General features: G+C 40.0%; 19 protein-coding genes. 16 read left to right on the top strand and 3 right to left on the bottom strand.

Annotation, left to right across the window (positions count from 1 at the left end; genetic code table 11):
- The first annotated feature begins 2 nt into the window (after positions 1-2).
- The 11 genes from JWQ34_RS12635 (at position 3) to JWQ34_RS12585 (ending at position 10,820) form a co-directional block, all read left to right on the top strand.
- Positions 3-2,198, top strand: a complete 2,196-nt coding sequence (locus JWQ34_RS12635; RefSeq protein ID WP_299357650.1) for a PQQ-binding-like beta-propeller repeat protein — start codon at positions 3-5, stop codon at positions 2,196-2,198.
- Between the two features lie 45 nt (positions 2,199-2,243).
- Positions 2,244-3,281, top strand: a complete 1,038-nt coding sequence (locus JWQ34_RS12630; protein WP_299357649.1) for a hypothetical protein — start codon at positions 2,244-2,246, stop codon at positions 3,279-3,281.
- A gap of 113 nt (positions 3,282-3,394) precedes the next feature.
- Positions 3,395-4,258 carry an HAD-IIA family hydrolase gene (locus JWQ34_RS12625; protein ID WP_299357648.1) on the top strand — a complete coding sequence of 288 codons (864 nt, stop codon included), beginning with the start codon at positions 3,395-3,397 and terminating at the stop codon, positions 4,256-4,258.
- A gap of 9 nt (positions 4,259-4,267) precedes the next feature.
- Positions 4,268-5,335: an aldose epimerase family protein gene (locus JWQ34_RS12620; protein WP_299357647.1), complete on the top strand. Its 1,068-nt coding sequence runs from the start codon at positions 4,268-4,270 to the stop codon at positions 5,333-5,335.
- 69 nt (positions 5,336-5,404) lie between these two features.
- Positions 5,405-6,394 carry a GTP 3',8-cyclase MoaA gene (gene moaA, locus JWQ34_RS12615; RefSeq protein ID WP_299357646.1) on the top strand — a complete coding sequence of 330 codons (990 nt, stop codon included), beginning with the start codon at positions 5,405-5,407 and terminating at the stop codon, positions 6,392-6,394.
- A gap of 55 nt (positions 6,395-6,449) precedes the next feature.
- Entirely contained in the window at positions 6,450-7,652 is a 1,203-nt protein-coding gene (locus JWQ34_RS12610; RefSeq protein ID WP_299357645.1) for a molybdopterin molybdotransferase MoeA, read from the top strand.
- Between the two features lie 112 nt (positions 7,653-7,764).
- Positions 7,765-7,980, top strand: coding sequence for a GxxExxY protein (locus tag JWQ34_RS12605; RefSeq protein ID WP_299357644.1), 216 nt, complete (start codon positions 7,765-7,767; stop codon positions 7,978-7,980).
- The gene (locus tag JWQ34_RS12600) at positions 7,977-8,081 is read left to right on the top strand and encodes a GxxExxY protein (RefSeq protein ID WP_299357643.1); all 105 of its coding nucleotides are present in this window, start codon (positions 7,977-7,979) and stop codon (positions 8,079-8,081) included. The genes JWQ34_RS12605 and JWQ34_RS12600 overlap by 4 nt, the downstream gene beginning before the upstream one ends.
- 31 nt (positions 8,082-8,112) lie before the next feature.
- Positions 8,113-8,589 carry a cyclic pyranopterin monophosphate synthase MoaC gene (gene moaC / locus JWQ34_RS12595; RefSeq protein WP_299357642.1) on the top strand — a complete coding sequence of 159 codons (477 nt, stop codon included), beginning with the start codon at positions 8,113-8,115 and terminating at the stop codon, positions 8,587-8,589.
- Positions 8,570-9,757 carry an NTP transferase domain-containing protein gene (locus JWQ34_RS12590; RefSeq protein WP_299357640.1) on the top strand — a complete coding sequence of 396 codons (1,188 nt, stop codon included), beginning with the start codon at positions 8,570-8,572 and terminating at the stop codon, positions 9,755-9,757. The genes moaC and JWQ34_RS12590 overlap by 20 nt, the downstream gene beginning before the upstream one ends.
- A gap of 1 nt (position 9,758) precedes the next feature.
- The gene (locus JWQ34_RS12585; RefSeq protein WP_299357638.1) at positions 9,759-10,820 is read left to right on the top strand and encodes a HesA/MoeB/ThiF family protein; all 1,062 of its coding nucleotides are present in this window, start codon (positions 9,759-9,761) and stop codon (positions 10,818-10,820) included.
- A gap of 90 nt (positions 10,821-10,910) precedes the next feature.
- Here the strand turns inward: JWQ34_RS12585 and JWQ34_RS12580 are convergent, their stop codons facing one another.
- Both JWQ34_RS12580 and JWQ34_RS12575 read right to left on the bottom strand, forming a co-directional pair.
- A complete protein-coding gene (locus JWQ34_RS12580; protein ID WP_299357636.1) occupies positions 10,911-11,330 on the bottom strand; it encodes a molybdenum cofactor biosynthesis protein MoaE in 420 nt (139 codons plus the stop codon).
- A 14-nt stretch (positions 11,331-11,344) separates the two neighbouring features.
- Positions 11,345-11,587 carry a MoaD/ThiS family protein gene (locus JWQ34_RS12575; protein WP_299357635.1) on the bottom strand — a complete coding sequence of 81 codons (243 nt, stop codon included), beginning with the start codon at positions 11,585-11,587 and terminating at the stop codon, positions 11,345-11,347.
- A 77-nt stretch (positions 11,588-11,664) separates the two neighbouring features.
- Here JWQ34_RS12575 and fdhD point away from each other — a divergent pair, with 77 nt between their 5' ends.
- From fdhD to JWQ34_RS12555, 4 genes are all read left to right on the top strand, one after another.
- Positions 11,665-12,531, top strand: a complete 867-nt coding sequence (gene fdhD, locus JWQ34_RS12570; RefSeq protein WP_299357634.1) for a formate dehydrogenase accessory sulfurtransferase FdhD — start codon at positions 11,665-11,667, stop codon at positions 12,529-12,531.
- Positions 12,515-12,865, top strand: a complete 351-nt coding sequence (locus JWQ34_RS12565; RefSeq protein ID WP_299357633.1) for a hypothetical protein — start codon at positions 12,515-12,517, stop codon at positions 12,863-12,865. The genes fdhD and JWQ34_RS12565 overlap by 17 nt, the downstream gene beginning before the upstream one ends.
- Before the next feature lie 3 nt (positions 12,866-12,868).
- A complete protein-coding gene (locus JWQ34_RS12560) occupies positions 12,869-15,190 on the top strand; it encodes an FdhF/YdeP family oxidoreductase (protein ID WP_299357632.1) in 2,322 nt (773 codons plus the stop codon).
- 259 nt (positions 15,191-15,449) lie between these two features.
- Entirely contained in the window at positions 15,450-16,094 is a 645-nt protein-coding gene (locus JWQ34_RS12555) for a peroxiredoxin (RefSeq protein WP_299357631.1), read from the top strand.
- A gap of 73 nt (positions 16,095-16,167) precedes the next feature.
- On the opposite strand, the gene JWQ34_RS12550 is transcribed toward JWQ34_RS12555, so the two are convergent.
- Complete coding sequence (locus JWQ34_RS12550; RefSeq protein WP_299357630.1) at positions 16,168-16,449, bottom strand: hypothetical protein; 282 nt, start codon at positions 16,447-16,449, stop codon at positions 16,168-16,170.
- A 161-nt stretch (positions 16,450-16,610) separates the two neighbouring features.
- On the opposite strand from JWQ34_RS12550, the gene JWQ34_RS12545 reads away from it, so the two are divergent.
- Complete coding sequence (locus JWQ34_RS12545; protein ID WP_299357629.1) at positions 16,611-17,474, top strand: PHB depolymerase family esterase; 864 nt, start codon at positions 16,611-16,613, stop codon at positions 17,472-17,474.
- Positions 17,475-17,713 lie beyond the last annotated feature (239 nt).

The raw sequence follows: 17,713 nt of genomic DNA, 5'->3' as shown, positions 1-17,713 counted from the left end.
AAATGCGTATTATCCAAAAGGCTGTAGCCTGTTTGTGGGCTTTTGCTGTATTTTTTAATGTAACTATATCCAATGCGCAGACTACTGCAAATACCGGTTGGGAAGTTTATGGCGGCTCAAAAAAGTCTACCAGATATTCATCGTTAAAACAGGTTAACATTAAAAACGTACAGCAATTACAGATTGCATGGGTATATCATACTGAAGATGCTGATGCAAAAGGGTCGTCGCAGATACAGTGTAACCCCATTATTGTTAATGGCGTTTTATACGGTACTACGCCGCATTTAAGCTTAATAGCATTAGATGCGGCAACAGGCATGCAAAAATGGAAGTTTAATGCCGAAGAACATCTGCCCGCGAAAACTAATCTTGGTATAAATAACAACCGCGGCGTTACTTATTGGGAAAGTGGTAATGACAAACGCATACTGTATTGCGCCGGTTCAAACCTATATGCCGTTAACGCATTAACCGGAGAGTTAATAAAAGAGTTCGGTAATGATGGCGCTATTGATCTGCATGACAATTTAGAACTTACTAATAAAAATTGGTATGTGGCTGGTACCACGCCCGGTATAATTTATAAAGACTTATACATTTTAGGCAGCCGTGTAAATGAAAGCGCTAACGCTGCACCGGGAAGTATCCGTGCATTTGATGTGCGTACCGGCAAACTGCGCTGGATCTTTCATACCGTACCACATCCCGGCGAGTTTGGCTATAATACCTGGGAAGACAAAGATGCCTGGAAGCATATAGGCGGTGCAAACTGCTGGTCAGGTTTTAGTATGGATGAAAAGCGTGGCATATTATACGCCCCAACAGGTTCTGCTTCTTTTGATTTTTATGGTGGCAAGAGGTTAGGATCTGGCTTGTTTGCAAATAGTTTGCTTGCCCTTGATGCCGCAACAGGTAAATTAAAATGGCATTACCAGGTTATCCATCATGATATGTGGGATAAGGATTTGCCTACCGCACCGGCGTTGGTTACCATTAAAAGAAAAGGCAAACTAATTGATGCCGTTGCACAGCCTACCAAGCATGGTTTTATTTTTGTGTTGGACAGGGTTACAGGGAAACCATTGTATCCGGTTCATGAAAAGCCTGTTTCGACTATAAGCGAACTGGAGGGCGAAAAGCCCTGGCCAACTCAACCCATACCAACTTTACCACAGCCTTTTGTTAGGCAAACTTTTACGGAGAATGATATTAACCCCTATATATCTGCCGAATCAAAAGCTGATGTATTAGCTCGCTTGAAAGGTTACCGGTACGGTAATATGTTTTTGCCGCCGGGTAAACAGACATCGGTTATATACCCTGGGTTTGATGGCGGGGCAGAGTGGGGTGGACCCGCTTATGATCCACAAAGTGGCTTGCTTTACATTAATGCTAACGAAATGCCATGGACCTTAACCATGATAGATGCGCCCAAACGCCCCGACAAAGTTGAAACTTTTGCTGCTGCCGGTGAGCGCCTGTTTGCCAAAAACTGTATGAGCTGCCATGGACAAAGCAGGGAAGGGTCTGGCAACTTCCCAACCTTAATAGGTATCGAGAAAAAGTATAACGCCGCCCAGATCCTCGCCTTATTAGAAACGGGCCGTAGAATGATGCCTGCTTTTAAAGATATAGTGAAGCAGGAACGCGAAGCTATTGTGGCGTTTATAACCAACAATGAAATTGAGGGCAAACGTAAATTGACCAGCCCAGCGCCGCTTGATCCGTACCTGGACCTGCCTTACCAAATGACAGGTTATAATAAGTTTTTAACTACCGAAGGGTTGCCGGCTACATCTCCCCCTTGGGGAACTTTGAATGCCATTAACCTAAATACCGGTAAAATTGCCTGGAAGATTCCATTAGGTGAAGATGAAAGCCTTACCAAACAGGGCATCCCGATAACAGGAACACAAAATTATGGAGGGCCCGTAGTAACAGCCGGCGGGTTGGTATTTATAGCAGCCACAAAAGATAAAAAGATGCGCGCTTTTGATAAACGTAGTGGTAAACTACTTTGGGAAGCCACCTTACCGTCTGCCGGTTTTGCAACGCCAAGTGTTTACCTGTTAAATGGTAAGCAATACCTGGTTATTGCCTGTGGTGGAGGTAAACTAGGCGCGGCATCAGGCGACGCTTATGTGGCTTTCGCGCTGCCGGATAAATTGGATAAATTAAAAAATGGGGCATTGTAAATCATTTCTGTTATATCTTTGTGGTCCTTTGAATTTATAAACCGAATGGACTATTCTCTAATCATAAAAAAAGCGTGGGAAGGCTACGATGCTTCAAAAATTATAAAAAGCATTGATGACATCAGCGCGATGGTGTCAACAAACCGTGTATTTAGGATAACTTTTGATGATGACGATATTATTATTGCCAAGCTATCGCACTTTGGTAAGTTTGAGCATTTTAAAGAAGATCATAGAATTATACATAGCTTATCAAACAACCTGCTATATCCGTTTGAGAACTTCCTGGCCAAATCACTATTAAAAAATAACCGCGTCTACATTTATCATTATAAATTCAGGCAAACGGATGCATGGGTGGTGTTTTATAACCCAACACGCATTTTTGACCGTATGCCACGCCGGTTAGACGAAAGCCATATACGCAAACTGGGCCAACAGGTCGGTAAGTTTCATAAAGCTTGCTTTCGTATTAAAAATGTGCTGCCTAAATCATCCAAAACTTTACGTACTGATATTTACTCGTTAATGCATCAGCTGGAAATAAACGAGAAACAGTTTGGTACAGCAATGCAGGTTGACTTTTTAAAGTATCATTGCGAAACTTTTCTGCGCAATCGGTCTAAATACAATATGAGTTCGTTCGAGATCATTCCTGTTTTTATTGACTGGAATATTGGTAATTTTTCGGTTGATAGTAACTTAAACCTTTACTCGCGTTGGGATTATGATTGGTTCAGGATGAGTTACCGGGTGCTTGATTTTTATTTTTTAAGTAGGGTAGTGTCGGATGTGGGCGATCGAACTGTATTTAGCTATGGTATTAAAACGTTAATGGAAGACAGGTTTATTATGTTTTTGGAAGAATATCACCAGATCAATCCATTAACCGCTAACGAAATTAGATTTTTAAAAGAGGCATATCGGTTTTTTATCTTAAATTATGTCATCAAAGATGGTAAGTACTTTTTTAGTGAGCAATATGCAAAAAAACTACAGGCAGAAGCTTTTGACCTTTACCTACCATCGGTAGACCGGGATTTTGATGCGGAAAAAATTATTAAAGCGCTTGGTTTGAAGTAGTGAGTTATGAGTAATTGTTTTTAAATTAACGCATATAATGAATAAAACCATAAGTACAATATTAAGAGATATAGACAAAATTCAAAACTCATAACCCATCACTCAAAATTCTCATGAAACGTATTGATAACTTTAAAACTATAATAGATAAGTATAATGTTATCTTTTTTGATGCGTTTGGTGTATTAAAAAACTACCACGGATTGGTGCCGGGTATCGAAAAAACCTTCGAATATCTTGCTGAACAAAAGAAGGAATATTACATAGTTACCAATGATGCATCGCGCAGCCCTGTACAATTAGCAGCATCTTACCATAAAATGGGATTGCATGCTATTACGCCTGATAGGATCATATCATCGGGTATGTTAACCAAAGAATACCTGTATCTTAAAGTTGAAGATGGTATTATAGCTTACCTGGGGACAGAAGACTCGGCACACTATATTGAGAGTTTGGGTTTACACCCAATGCCGGTTAGCGAGATTAATAGTAGTAATATTGATAAAGTTAATGCCCTTATATTTTTAGATGATGAGGGATTTGACTGGCGCAACGACTTAAATATAGCCGTAAATTTACTGCGCAAGCGCACCATACCCGCTATTGTAGCCAATACAGACCATGCCTACCCGGTTACTATACATGATGTATCAATAGCTATAGGTGGTTTGTCAACTATGATAGAAACCATTGTAGGTAAAAAGTTTATCAGGTTTGGTAAGCCAGATTCGCAAATGTTTATGTTTGCTTATGACCTTATACGCGAGTACCGGCCTATCAGCAAAAAAGAAATTGTAATGGTAGGCGATACCTTACACACCGATATTTTAGGAGGCAACAAATTTGGACTAGATACCGTTTTAGTGCTATCTGGTAATACACTTCCGCAGGATGTTGACACCAGGATAACATCAACCGGTATAGTACCAACTTACATCTGCGAAACCGCGGTTGTAGAAAAAGATATGTTTTAAGTTACAGCCATGGTTTATAACCCAACCGCTATAAAAGTACCCGATGCTTCGGCATACGAAAGAAAAGTTGCCGGAAGGCAAACGCATTTATATGTGCTTAAAAATAATACGGGTATGCAAATAGCTATCACCGATTTTGGCGCGCACTTAGTAGGGGCATGGCTGCCCGATAGAAAAGGACACCAAACCAGCGTGATAGTAGGGTTTGATAATATTGAAGCATTAGGCAAGCAAAAAAGTTATTATGGTGCTATTGTTGGCCGATATGCAAATCGCATAGCGAAGGGTAAATTTACTTTAGACGGAAAAAAATATAATCTGTTTATAAACAACGGACCTAATAGCCTGCACGGCGGCAAGGATAATTTTAGCTATAGGATTTGGGATGCTAATAAAATTGACGACAGGACATTGGTACTTGAGCTGCTTTCGGAACATTTGGATGAAGGTTATCCGGGTAATTTAAAGGTAAAGGTAACCTATGCACTTACTGATAACAATGAGATAGTTATAACCTACGAAGCCACAACAGACAGAACCACCGTAGTTAATTTAACCAACCACGCCTATTTTAATTTAAATGGCGAGGGCAACGGTGATATATTATATCACGTAGTGCAAATAGCTGCTGATAAGTACACGCCGATTGATAAAACCATGATACCAACAGGGGAGATAGCACCGGTTAAGGGCACTCCATTTGATTTTATAAATCCCGAAAGAATAGGTAAAAGAATTAATATCAATAATACCCAGCTAAAGTTTGGTAATGGGTATGATCATAATTTTGTTTTAAATAGGCGTGGTGCCCATTTCCCTGTGGCAGTAGTAACCGGCGATAAAACCGGCATTAAGATGGAGGTTTATACAGATCAGCCGGGGATACAGTTTTATACAGGTAATTTTACGCCGGGTACTAATTTAACAAGGGGCAATGTGCCTGATACTATGCGTACCTCTTTCGCGTTGGAAACCCAACATTTTCCAGACTCGCCCAATAACCCTAATTTCCCATCCACCGTGCTTAAAGCCGGCGAAATTTATAAAACACAAACTATCTATAAATTTTCTGTATAGGTTTCATCTTATTGCAATCAATTGTCCTATTGATGTGTTAACTTTATATCGTTTAATAGAGGGGGATAATTGCTGATAGATAATCACGGTAGAGAAATTAATTATATGCGCCTGGCAGTGACTGACAGGTGCAACCTGCGTTGCTTTTATTGTATGCCCGAGGATGGCCTGAACTGGCTATCGCGCACAGAACTAATGAGCTATGAGGAAATGCTGCGCGCCAGCACCTTGCTGGTAAAAATGGGTATCGAAAAAATACGCATCACCGGCGGTGAACCTTTTGTGCGAAAGGATATTATGAAACTGCTAACCAATCTGTCAAAACTGGATGGATTAAAAGAGTTAAGCATGACCACCAATGGGGTTTTAACAGCGCCTTATGTTGCTGAAATGAAAGCGCTGGGTATTAGGTCTGTAAACCTCAGTTTAGATACTTTAGATGCTAATCGCTTTTTTACAATCACCCGCCGTGATGAATTTACAAACGTAATGCATACGTTGGATGAATTGTTAAAACATGATATCGAAGTAAAAATAAACGCGGTAGTAATGGATGGCAAAAACATCCAGGATATATTACCCCTGGTTGAGCTCACCAAAAACCTGCGCGTTAGCGTACGTTTTATAGAGGAAATGCCTTTTAATGGCGATGAACATTCTTGCCAGGGTGTAAAATGGGATTATGTGCGGATTTTGAATGAGATAGAAGGCTACTATCCCAAAATAAAAAAACTGGTTGACCCCGCTTATTCTACTGCTTACAATTACCAAATACCGGGGCACAAGGGGACGGTAGGCATTATCGCCGCTTACTCGCGTACGTTTTGTGGCACATGCAACCGCATACGCATAACACCGCAGGGAACGTTAAAGAATTGTTTATATGATGACGGCGTGTTAAATATTAAGGACCTGATGCGATCCGGCATTAACGATACCGAATTAGAGCAATACTTATTAAAAGCCTTTAGCCATAGAGCAGCAGATGGCTGGGAAGCCGAGCGTCTGCGTGTTGAAAAAACAGGTGTACATGAATCTATGGCTACAATTGGCGGATAATACAAACCGTAGAGACGTAATGCATTGCGTCTCTACATGACATAACAAACAATCTATGATAACGGTCCAACAAGCCGAAAAATTAATACTGGAAAACGCGTGCGATTTTGGTGCAGAGATTGTTCTGTTCGACCAATCGTTAGATAGGGTATTGGCCGAAAATATTAAAACCGACCGCGATTTGCCGCCATTTAACAGGGTGACTATGGATGGAGTTGGGATAAATTACTCGGCAATTGAAAAAGGTACTATCCAATTTAAAATAAAAGCGACCCAGGCCGCTGGGGATAATCCAATAGATATTAGCGCAGATGACGAGTGCATTGAGATTATGACAGGCGCGGCATTAGCCGCATCTATTGATACTGTGATTCGTTATGAAGATATTGAGATAAATGACGACAAGGCAACATTGCTAATTAGCAATGTTAAGAAAGATCAGAATATCCACAAACAAGGCGCTGATAAAAAACAAGGGGAGATCATATTAACTCCCGGTCAGTTAATAACCCCGGCAGTTATTAGTTTGGTTGCATCCGTTGGTGAGACTGAACTGCGGGTTAAACGTAAACCGAAAATTGTCATACTATCATCAGGCGATGAGTTGGTTGAAGTTTCGGCCACACCATCGCCATACCAGATCAGGTGGTCGAACAACTATATGGTAAAAGCCATTTTAGCCCAACAGGGATTGGAAGCGGCCATGCTGCATATTCCGGATAATCCTGAAGTTATTAAACAGCAAATACAAATTTGCCTTAAAAACTATGATGTTATACTGCTAAGCGGTGGCATATCTATGGGTAAGTTTGACTATATCCCGCAGGCATTAAAAGAATTAGAGGTTGAACAAATCTTCCATAAGGTACAGCAGCGTCCCGGCAAGCCGTTTTGGTTTGGTAAGCATAGTAATGGGGTAATGATATTTGCTTTCCCTGGTAATCCGGTGGCTACTTTTATGTGTATGCAGCGGTATTTTATTCCGTGGTTACATGTTTCAATGGGTTTATCAGTTAAACAAATTGTTTATGCAGTTTTAGATCAGGACTTTGCATTTCTGCCACAGTTACAATACTTTTTGCAGGTAAAATTAAGTTATAGTGAACAAGGCCAGCTATTAGCTACCCCGATAGAGGGAAATGGTTCGGGCGATTTTGCTAACTTAGCAGATACAGACGCTTTTATGGAACTTCCTTTAGAAAAAAACGAGTTTAAAAAAGGCGAGGCTTATCAAGTCTGGCATCACAGATTAAGCTGATGTATTGGATTATTTTGATTTTATATATTTAATTAAATGGAAGAATATAAGCATAGTGATCTTACTCATAAAATAATTGGTTGTGCTATGCAGGTTCATTCTTTTTTAGGTAATGGATTTTCAGGAGTTTATTTATCAAAGAGCCTTGTCTCTTGAATTTGTCAAGGCCGGACTAAACTTTCAGCGAGAATTAGAAGTGCCTATATATTATAAAGACCATCTGGAACCTATCGGTACAAGACGGGTGGATTTTTTAGTTGAAGGGATAGTGGTAGTAGAATTGAAGGCTCGAGTTTTAATTGAAGATATCATCTTGCGCAAATATTGAATTATTTAAGAGCTTACAAAATAGAAATTGGCTTGTTAATTAATTTTGGTGAAAAAAGTCTTAATTTCAAGAGACTTATCTTGTCAGAAAGAAAAAATTAGATCTGTGAAATCAAATTAATCAAAAAAATCTGTGATTGAGTTTACTCATTTAAACAAAGCTGGTAATGCTACTATGGTTGATGTATCTGCAAAGCAGGTTACACACCGTACTGCTACCGCGCGTAGTATAGTTTACCTGCCTGCCGAGGTGTTAGCGCAATTAACCAATGGTGATTTGCAAACTAAAAAAGGTTCGGTATTTCAAACCGCTATAATTGCCGGTATCATGGCTGCCAAAAAAACCGGTGATTTGATACCACTTTGCCATCCCCTTGGTTTGGATAATTGTAAGATAAACATTCAGTTAAATGATGAGCAGGAAGTTATAATAGATTGCACCGCAAGTATTACCGCTAAAACGGGTATCGAAATGGAAGCCTTAGTAGGGGCAAGTATAGCGGCATTAACTATTTATGATATGTGCAAGGCACTGAGCCATGATATTGTTATAAAAGATACTAAGCTGATAGAAAAAACAGGAGGTAAACGTGACTTCAAAAGAACATAACCAGCCTGTTGGCGGGCACAGAAAACATTCCTCGCTGACTCGGCCTATTACAGGCAACTTCGGGCGCAATGAGTGGGCCATATTAGGTGCGCCCTGTATCAATATCAAACTTTTGGCAAGCGATATTATAGCTGCCCTATCGCCAAAATACAAATGCGCATACGCAGATACCTCGCATAATGATGAAGTAACCTTACCACCAGGCCGCCTGGCAAGTGGCGCAATTTTAGAATATACAGATCAGTTGAATAATCATCAATTCAATTATAATACAGGTTTAACCTCCATTCATTTTAAACAACAGTTTGCCCATGCTGATTTGGTATTGGTAAATGGTAATCATCAGCCAGCTAAAAACCAGGTAGTTATTATCTACAATAATAAAATGGCATCTCTGCAAAAACGAATAGATGAGTTAACTAATGTAGAGTTGATTTTATTGGCTGATAATGTAGATGATGTTTTTGACTTTATAAAAGAAGCTATACCTAACTGGCAGCAACTACCCACATATCGACTGGATGAAACAGACAAAATAATTGCCTTTTTTGAAGAAAAACTACAGGCGGCAAAACCTATATTAAACGGATTGGTTTTGGCAGGCGGGCAAAGCCTGCGGATGGGCGTAGATAAAGGCGCGATTAATTGGTACGGCAAAGAGCAACGCTATTATATGGCCGATATGCTACAGGATTATTGTGATGATGTATTTATATCATGCCGTGTCGAGCAAAAACAAGATGTTGATGCAGGTTATAATACCTTGCCGGATACTTTTACCGGACTAGGGCCTTATGGTGCTATACTATCCGCGTTCCGCGAAAAACCGGATAGCGCCTGGCTGGTTGTTGCTTGTGATATGCCTTTGCTGGATGCTGCTACGTTTGATCACTTATTGAAAAATCGTAACACTTCATCTATCGCTACCGCATACCAAAATGCTTTCGATGGCTTCCCCGAACCTTTAATAACTATTTGGGAACCTAAAAGTTACCCGGTAATGCTGGCGTTTTTAGCGCAAGGTTACTCGTGCCCGCGTAAAGTTTTAATAAATAGTGATACTACTTTGTTGAAACCGTTGGATGCAGATACACTTACTAATGTTAATACGCCCGAAGATTTTGAAATGATAAAACGCCAGATCCATCAAAAAATAGCTTCTGCTTAATATGGAACCCGATTTTTTAAGATATAGCTGCCAGATTGCCTTACCCGGTTTTAGCAAAGCATCGCAACAATTGCTGCAACAGGCAAAAGTTTTGATAGTTGGCGCAGGCGGATTAGGGTGCCCTATTGCGCAATATTTAACCGCCAGTGGAGTAGGGACAATAGGCATAGCCGACTTTGACATAGTATCTATTAGCAATCTGCACCGTCAAATATTGTACACGCCTGATGATGTCGGGCAAAAAAAGGTTGCCATCGCCTGCAAAAAACTACAGCAACAAAACCCCGGAATTAAACTGGTACCACATGATCTCAGGATAACATCTGACAATGTGCTGGATATTATCAATCAATATGATATAGTGGTTGACGGTACAGATAATTTCGAGACACGCTACTTGCTAAATGATGCCTGTGTAATTACCAATAAACCCATTGTTTACGGTGCTATCTATCAATTTGAAGGACAGGCTGCCGTTTGGAATATAACTAACGCCGATGGCAGCAAATCTCCTAATTACCGTGATCTTTTCTCTCAAGTTGATGCCACTCAAATCCCAAATTGTGCCGATGGTGGCGTAATACCAACCCTGGCCGGTATTATTGGCTGCATACAAGCTAACGAGGTAATTAAATACATCACTAAAACAGGCGAGTTATTGGCAGGTAAAGTAATGGTGTTTGATGCGCTGACCCTACAAAGCCGCATCATTAAAATTGGTAAAACAACTAAGACTAATATAACCGGATTTGCAAGTACAGTTGATACACCAACTTTATCAGTTAAAGAAGTAAAACAAGGACTAGCTGATAACACACTGGAATTAGTAGACATCCGCACCGACCAGGAGCGTGACGAAATTAACATAGGCGGCATCCATTTTGAAGTTGATGAGATAGATGATAACATGGATTACTTGCTTAATGGTAAAGTAAAGGTGCTATACTGTTCAACAGGGAAGAGGAGCGGAGAGGCTGTGAAAGTCATCAAAAAAAGATCGCCGCAGGCTAAAGTGTTTTCTTTGGAAGGTGGATTGCAAGCCTGGTTCGAACACGATTTGTAAGATTTTTTTGATTAGCAGGATTAGACTATTCACTCAATCTATCATTATCCATTCACTCAATCACTCATTCAATAATTCACTCATTAAAGATCACGGGTGTGCGGCTACCCAGACTTCCCCATCTTCAAAAATCTCTTTTTTCCAGATAGGTACGGTTTGTTTTAGGGTGTCTATTATATAACGACAAGCTTCAAAAGCGGCATCGCGGTGCGCGGCTGCAACGGCTATAACTACGGGTACCTCTCCAATTTGTAATACGCCTGTACGATGATGGATCAATATTCTTTGTATAGGCCAGTTGGTTAAAGCCTGTTGGGTAATTTTCTCCATTTCGGCAATAGCCATCTTATCGTAAGCCTCAAACTCTAATCTAACTACGGCTTTGCCTTTGGTGGCATTGCGTACAGTGCCAATAAAAACATCAATACCCCCGGTTTCCGGCGACATAACCCAATCAACGCATTCTTGTACGTTTAAGGTGGATACGGATAGTTTTATTTGTGTGTTCAATGACAGTTATGTTGTTACCCCCCGCTCACCGGCGGTATTATGGCAATTTCATCACGCTCATGTATGGTGTCACCATCTAAAGCATATTCATTATTTACGGCTACCATATAAGTAGCCAGTTTTTTCAACTGTGGGTATTCTTTTTCTAACAGGTATTTTAAATTAGATATGGTTGCGTCATTAGTTAATTCGGCAGTAACCAATGAGCCGCCAAAAATATCTTTTGCAATACCGAATGCTAAAATGTTAACTTTCATAAGATTATCCTAATGCAAATATGCAAGAAAGATCCATTAAAAAGTAAACAATCATTTATAGCAATTGTTAAATAAAAATGCCTGCAAAATCAATATTGAAATTACCGGTCACTAAGGTTTACGCTGATACCATTTCGGAGATGGATGATTCGGTAGCTATTGAAGAGCCATTGGAGATCAGGCTGGAATATGGCGCTATGGGTCAACGCCAGGTACAAAACGTTTCTGTTACCATGCGTACGCCGGGCAACGATGCCGAATTAGCCGTAGGTTTTTTGTTTACCGAGGGAATTATTAAGCAAGCAGATAACGTTATCAATACCGATCATTGCTTTATAGCCTGTGCCGAAAATAAAGAGAACGTAATACAGGTAAGCCTAAATGAAAATATTATCCCCGAACTGAAAAACACGGAGCGTAATTTTTATACCACCTCAAGTTGTGGTGTTTGCGGTAAAGGCTCAATAGATGCTATACGTACGGTAAGTTCATTTTCGCAGCAAACTGATGATAATATAATCAGTTCTGAATTATTACACCAATTGCCACAAATACTCTCAAATCATCAGGAAGTATTTATCACTACGGGCGGTTTACACGCTTGCGCGCTATTTAATTTAGAGGGCGAACTGATGTTAGTGCGCGAAGATGTGGGTCGCCATAATGCTTTAGATAAATTAATAGGCGCCGCCCTTAATAACGGATGGTTGCCCTTAAATCAGTCCGTTTTATTATTAAGCGGCAGGGCAAGCTTTGAGTTGGTGCAAAAAGCAGCTATGGCCGGCATAACAATTATTGCCGCGGTTGGCGCGCCGTCAAGCCTGGCGGTTCAGTTAGCCGAAGAGTTTAACATTACCCTGGTTGGTTTTTTACGCAATCAGCGCTTTAATATTTATACTGCGGCGCATCGCATAGCACTACCTGTACATGAAACTACGTATTAAAAATAACGGAATACGATATAGATTAACTAAAACAGATGTAGCCAATCTGGCTCAATACGGTTTTGTTAAAGAAAAAGTAAACTTTGGCGATACCGAACTGGTATATGTTTTGCAGGATACGGATGACGATAAGATTTCTGTAGACTTTAAAAATAATATTATGACCATGTATATACCCAAAATAATGATTGGCAAATTAGCAAATACAGATAAAGTTGGCTTTGAAAATAACAACGGCGAAGTACAGTTGCTGATTGAAAAAGATTTTACTTGCCTGGATAACGTAGCCGAAGATCAAAGTGATAACTACCCAAATCCATTAGCCGAAAAATAATGCATGAGTAAAATAAAGGATTATTCATCGGCAGAAAACCCGGAAGAACTACTGGATCTGAAGGTAACCGACCCAAAGACCTGGGCTGCAGGCATACCTGCTGTAGTTGCCGCGATGGATGATGTTTTACATGAAGCTGGCCCCGTACGGGGCATGGAAGCTTTGTTCCACATGAACAAAAAGGGCGGTTTTGATTGTTCAGGCTGTGCCTGGCCCGATCCTGATGATGATCGGTCGCCCATTGCCGAGTATTGCGAGAATGGCGCTAAGGCATTGGCAGAGGAAGCAACCACAAAAAAACTGACCGGCGAGTTCTTTGCACAAAATTCAGTGGCTGATCTGGCTAAACTAAACGATTTTGAAATTGGCAAAAAGGGTAGGATAGCCGAGCCTGTTTATCTGCCAAAAGGTGGCACGCATTATCAGCCTATAAGTTGGGATAATGCTTTTAAAAAGATAGCCTGGCATTTAAATGGTTTGACCTCACCTAATGAAGCCGCATTTTATACATCAGGGCGTACCAGTAATGAAGCATCATTTACCTACCAGCTATTTGTGCGCGAGTTCGGCACTAACAACATGCCCGATTGCTCCAATATGTGTCACGAGTCTACCAGTGTCGCGTTAGCCGAAGCAATCGGTATAGGCAAGGGCACAGTAACGCTTAATGATTTTTACGAGACGGATGTAATTATCATCATGGGGCAAAACCCGGGTACTAATCACCCACGGATGCTTACCGCGTTGCAGAAGGCCAAAGAGAAAGGCTCAAAGATCATTGCTATAAATCCGTTAATGGAAGCCGGGCTAATGGGTTTTAAAAATCCGCAAACGGTTAAAGGTATATTAGGTATCACAACACAATTGGCCGACCTGTATCTGCAGGTTAAAATAAATGGCGACATGGCTGTGTTGCAAGGTATTGAGAAACTACTTTATGAAGCAGAAGTTGCCGATCCCGGAAAAGTTTTCGACCATGAGTTTATTAAGTATAATACGGTTGGATATACCGAGTTTTTACATCGGCTAAAAGAATTTAATGTCGAAGACCTTGCCAATGCCGCAGGTGTGCCTTTAAAACAATTGCAAGAGGCTGCTGATATGCTTAAACATAAAAAGCGAATAATTATTTGCTGGGCTATGGGCATAACACAGCATGAAAATGGAGTAGCTACTATAAAAGAGATATTAAATCTTACCTTATTAAAAGGCAGCATAGGTAAACCCGGTGCCGGTTTATGCCCTGTACGCGGCCATAGTAATGTACAGGGAAATCGTACTATGATGATCTGGGATAAACCTAAACCAGAGCAGTTGGATAAATTAAAAGCTGTATTTGGCTTTGAGCCACCCCGAGCGCATGGATATGATGCGGTTGAAAGCATAACCGCTATGAATGAGGGTAAACTTAAAGTGTTCTTCGCTATGGGTGGTAATTTCCTTTCGGCTACGCCGGATACTACTTATACGGCCGAAGGTTTAAGGAAAATGAAATTAACGGTTAATATATCTACCAAGTTAAACCGCGGCCATTTGGTACACGGCGAAGAATCTATCATATTACCTACACTTTCACGCAGTGATAAAGACGTTGTAAGGGGCGAAACACAGTTTATAAGCTGCGAAAACTCAATGGGAGTTATCCAAATGTCAAAAGGTGTATTAAGCCCGATAGCTGATAACTTGTTAAGCGAAAACCAGATTATATGCCGGTTAGCAAAAGCGACAATTGGCCACAGAACTGTTATTGACTGGGATAAGTACGAGAAAAGTTATGACGCGGTTAGAGATGATATAGAAAAAGTGATCCCCGGTTTTGATGATTATAACAAGCGTATACGCGAGCCGGGCGGGTTTTACCTGCCAAATGCTCCCCGCATAGGGCAATTTAAAACCGAGAAGTTTGGCGATAAAGTGTCATTTACGATTAATGAATTACCTGATCATAAATTGGCTGATGATGAATATATGATGACCACTATACGTAGTCATGACCAGTTTAATACTACTATTTATGGTTTAGATGATAGGTACCGTGGTATCCATAACGGGCGCCGGGTAATATTTATGAATCTTAAAGATATCAGGCTGGGCGGCTTCAAAGAAGGGGATTTGGTTGATCTTTATAACTATCACGGTGGCAAAGAGCGTGTGGCCCGATTATTTGTTATAGTACCTTATAATATCCCCGAACGCAATACAGCTACCTATTACCCCGAAACTAATGTTTTGGTACCCATTGATAGTGTCGCCAAAAAAAGCAATACGCCAACTTCTAAATTAGTCTTTATCAAGATAAAAAAGCATCTCGCTCAAATAAATTAATATTTATTATGATTTTTTTTGCTTTGATTATCAGCAATATACTATATATTTTATAAAAGTATATAAAGTATATAGATTAAGTAGTATATTTGAATTGTAATTGAAATACAAACATGCTACACAGTAAAACCATCATCTTTATCCAGGTCCTTTCAGGACGTTTTGACTTAGGTACGCGAATGTGCCATTGTTGTTGCTAATTGCATACAACCGCCCTGCATCTATCCACACCTATTATCAATTTTTAATTTATTAAAACATGTTAACTACCATAAACAAATACCCATTTTTTGATCTTTCAGAAATTATACCTGATAATGATATTACTTACAAATCATACAAAGCATTAAAGCCCGTTAAAACCGGTAATTTAATACCTGATATTAACCTGGTAACCGACTATAAACGCTGGAAAAACTTTTATAACGGTGCGCCAACTCACGGCCCTATATCATTAAAGCATTTATATGGCAAACCTTTAACCATTGCCTTTTATTCTAAACACTGGGGCGAGTACGGGGTTGAACAGTTAAAACAATTAAATACTATACAAAGCGAAATAAAAGCCAATGGCGGTAATTTATTAGTGCTTACTAATGAGGCAGGAAATGACCAATTGGCAAAACTTACCTGGGAGCATAGTTTGTCACTTAACTTTTATCACGACATAAATAACGAGATAGCAAGTAAATTTAGGGTATATTCAGAAAATGACCCAACCTGGAATAGGTTCTCGGGGATAGATGTTAATATTCCTTTATTGGCTATTTATGTAATTGATACTGACAGGCATATCGTTTACGATCATATTAACCGCGATCTGTCAAACACATTTATAGCTGATGATATAATCGCAGCAGTTTACAACGCTGCGCTTACCACTAATCACAAAAAATCTGCATAAAAATACTATTGGTTTGGTTTACAGTTGAAAAGAAAGCCGCTTCATCCTTCCCGATGAGCGGCTCTTTTCATTTTTAGTATCTGCGATAATGACGTATGCCGCGGCGATAATAATAATGACGCCTAACTACTACCCTTGATCTTCCTTCGGGTCCTCTTAGTTCAACCCTTCCTCCCGGCGGTGGAGGTGGTGTTCCTAAATGAACACGTGGCGCGGGCGGTGGAGGCGGTGTCCCTAAATGAATACGTGGTAATGGCGGGTGGGGAGGTGGTGGTGGAAGCCTGATCTGGGCCTCTGCTATGGTAAATGTACACGCCGTAATTACAGCTACTACTAATACTTTAATAATTTTCATGATGCGTTTATTTATAATATTTTTAAGTCGATATATCAACTAAAAGTATAACCCTAATTAACACAAACGGTTTTAAATAAAACTGCACTATTAAAATAAACGTTTTTAATAGTAATTGGTTAATAGTCAAACAAAACACCTATATGCGCTACGTCACTCTAATGATGATACTATCTGCTTCCATATCTGCCCTTGCCCAATCGCCGCTAATTAGCGGCGATATGATAGTGGATGGTAATAAACGTTTTTTTTTAACTTATATACCGGCTACAGAAAAAGGGCATAAAATGCCATTGGTTATTTCGCTTCATGGCGGTTTGGCCAGTCCGAAAGGAATGTTCCATCTGGCTGATTTCAGGCCTGTTGCCGATAGAGAGAAATTTATTGTGGTATGCCCGGCATCCAAACGTATTTGGCATGATGGCGCAGATTTGCATGGTATTGATGATGTTAAGTTTATAGACCAACTAATAAATTATATCATAAAAATATATAATGCCGACCCGGAAAGGGTATATGTCACCGGTATATCTAACGGTGGTTTTATGACGGCGAGACTAGCCTGCCAGTTAAACCGGCGTATAGCAGCAGTAGCAATGGTTGCAGCAACATTAGATATAGGCGAGGGCTATGACCTCGACAGGCCTATGCCGGCGCTCTATATGCATGGAACCACAGACCCAATAGTTCCTTACAAGGGCGGCAAATTATTCGGCAGAAGCGCTTATTCACAGGATGAGGTGATTGATAAATGGGTGGCCTTAAATAATTGCAATAAAACCGCCTTAATTACCACTATACCTGACAAGGCAAATGATGGTACCAGTATAGTTAAAGAAGAATACCTCAACCCTAAAACCGGGATAAAGGTTGTTGGTTATACTATAATTAATGGCGGCCATACCTGGCCTGGTGGCTGGCAGTATTTGCCAAAGTTTATTATAGGTAAAACAACACGTAATTTAAATGCTTGTGAGGAGATATGGAATTTTTTTAAAGGTTATAAGTTGAGTTTTAAAAGTTGAGCGATAAATAAAAAGTTGTAAATTCAATCCAGTATTAACAATCAAAAGTGTAAACATTCTTTAGGACGGGTCAAGATGACAAAAAGGAAATTTTGGTGATTCACAAAAGTGATTCATTCAAATTTCTAAAATTTTACTAAAATAACATAATTATCTTATTTACAAATGGTTAAATATATCAGCTTAAAGTTTTAGTACTGATTCACGGTGATTCACTCCATTTTAACAAATGATTGATT

It is taken from the genome of Mucilaginibacter sp., assembly GCF_028288185.1.
Lineage (GTDB): Bacteria > Bacteroidota > Bacteroidia > Sphingobacteriales > Sphingobacteriaceae > Mucilaginibacter.
Note: the sequence above shows the minus strand (reverse complement) of the source record. Positions and strands in the feature narration are given on the sequence as shown.

Excerpts from the sequence above, each read along its gene's own strand:
- JWQ34_RS12630 (WP_299357649.1), top strand. The coding sequence starts at position 2,244 with ATGGACTATTCTCTAATCATAAAAAAAGCGTGGGAAGGCTACGATGCT.
- JWQ34_RS12625 (WP_299357648.1), top strand. The coding sequence starts at position 3,395 with ATGAAACGTATTGATAACTTTAAAACTATAATAGATAAGTATAATGTT.
- JWQ34_RS12560 (WP_299357632.1), top strand. The coding sequence starts at position 12,869 with ATGAGTAAAATAAAGGATTATTCATCGGCAGAAAACCCGGAAGAACTA.
- JWQ34_RS12550 (WP_299357630.1), bottom strand. The coding sequence starts at position 16,449 with ATGAAAATTATTAAAGTATTAGTAGTAGCTGTAATTACGGCGTGTACA.
- JWQ34_RS12575 (WP_299357635.1), bottom strand. The coding sequence starts at position 11,587 with ATGAAAGTTAACATTTTAGCATTCGGTATTGCAAAAGATATTTTTGGC.
- JWQ34_RS12555 (WP_299357631.1), top strand. The coding sequence starts at position 15,450 with ATGTTAACTACCATAAACAAATACCCATTTTTTGATCTTTCAGAAATT.
- JWQ34_RS12635 (WP_299357650.1), top strand. The coding sequence starts at position 3 with ATGCGTATTATCCAAAAGGCTGTAGCCTGTTTGTGGGCTTTTGCTGTA.
- fdhD (WP_299357634.1), top strand. The coding sequence starts at position 11,665 with ATGCCTGCAAAATCAATATTGAAATTACCGGTCACTAAGGTTTACGCT.
- JWQ34_RS12610 (WP_299357645.1), top strand. The coding sequence starts at position 6,450 with ATGATAACGGTCCAACAAGCCGAAAAATTAATACTGGAAAACGCGTGC.
- JWQ34_RS12605 (WP_299357644.1), top strand. The coding sequence starts at position 7,765 with ATGGATTTTCAGGAGTTTATTTATCAAAGAGCCTTGTCTCTTGAATTT.
- JWQ34_RS12585 (WP_299357638.1), top strand. The coding sequence starts at position 9,759 with ATGGAACCCGATTTTTTAAGATATAGCTGCCAGATTGCCTTACCCGGT.
- JWQ34_RS12565 (WP_299357633.1), top strand. The coding sequence starts at position 12,515 with ATGAAACTACGTATTAAAAATAACGGAATACGATATAGATTAACTAAA.
- JWQ34_RS12620 (WP_299357647.1), top strand. The coding sequence starts at position 4,268 with ATGGTTTATAACCCAACCGCTATAAAAGTACCCGATGCTTCGGCATAC.
- JWQ34_RS12545 (WP_299357629.1), top strand. The coding sequence starts at position 16,611 with ATGATGATACTATCTGCTTCCATATCTGCCCTTGCCCAATCGCCGCTA.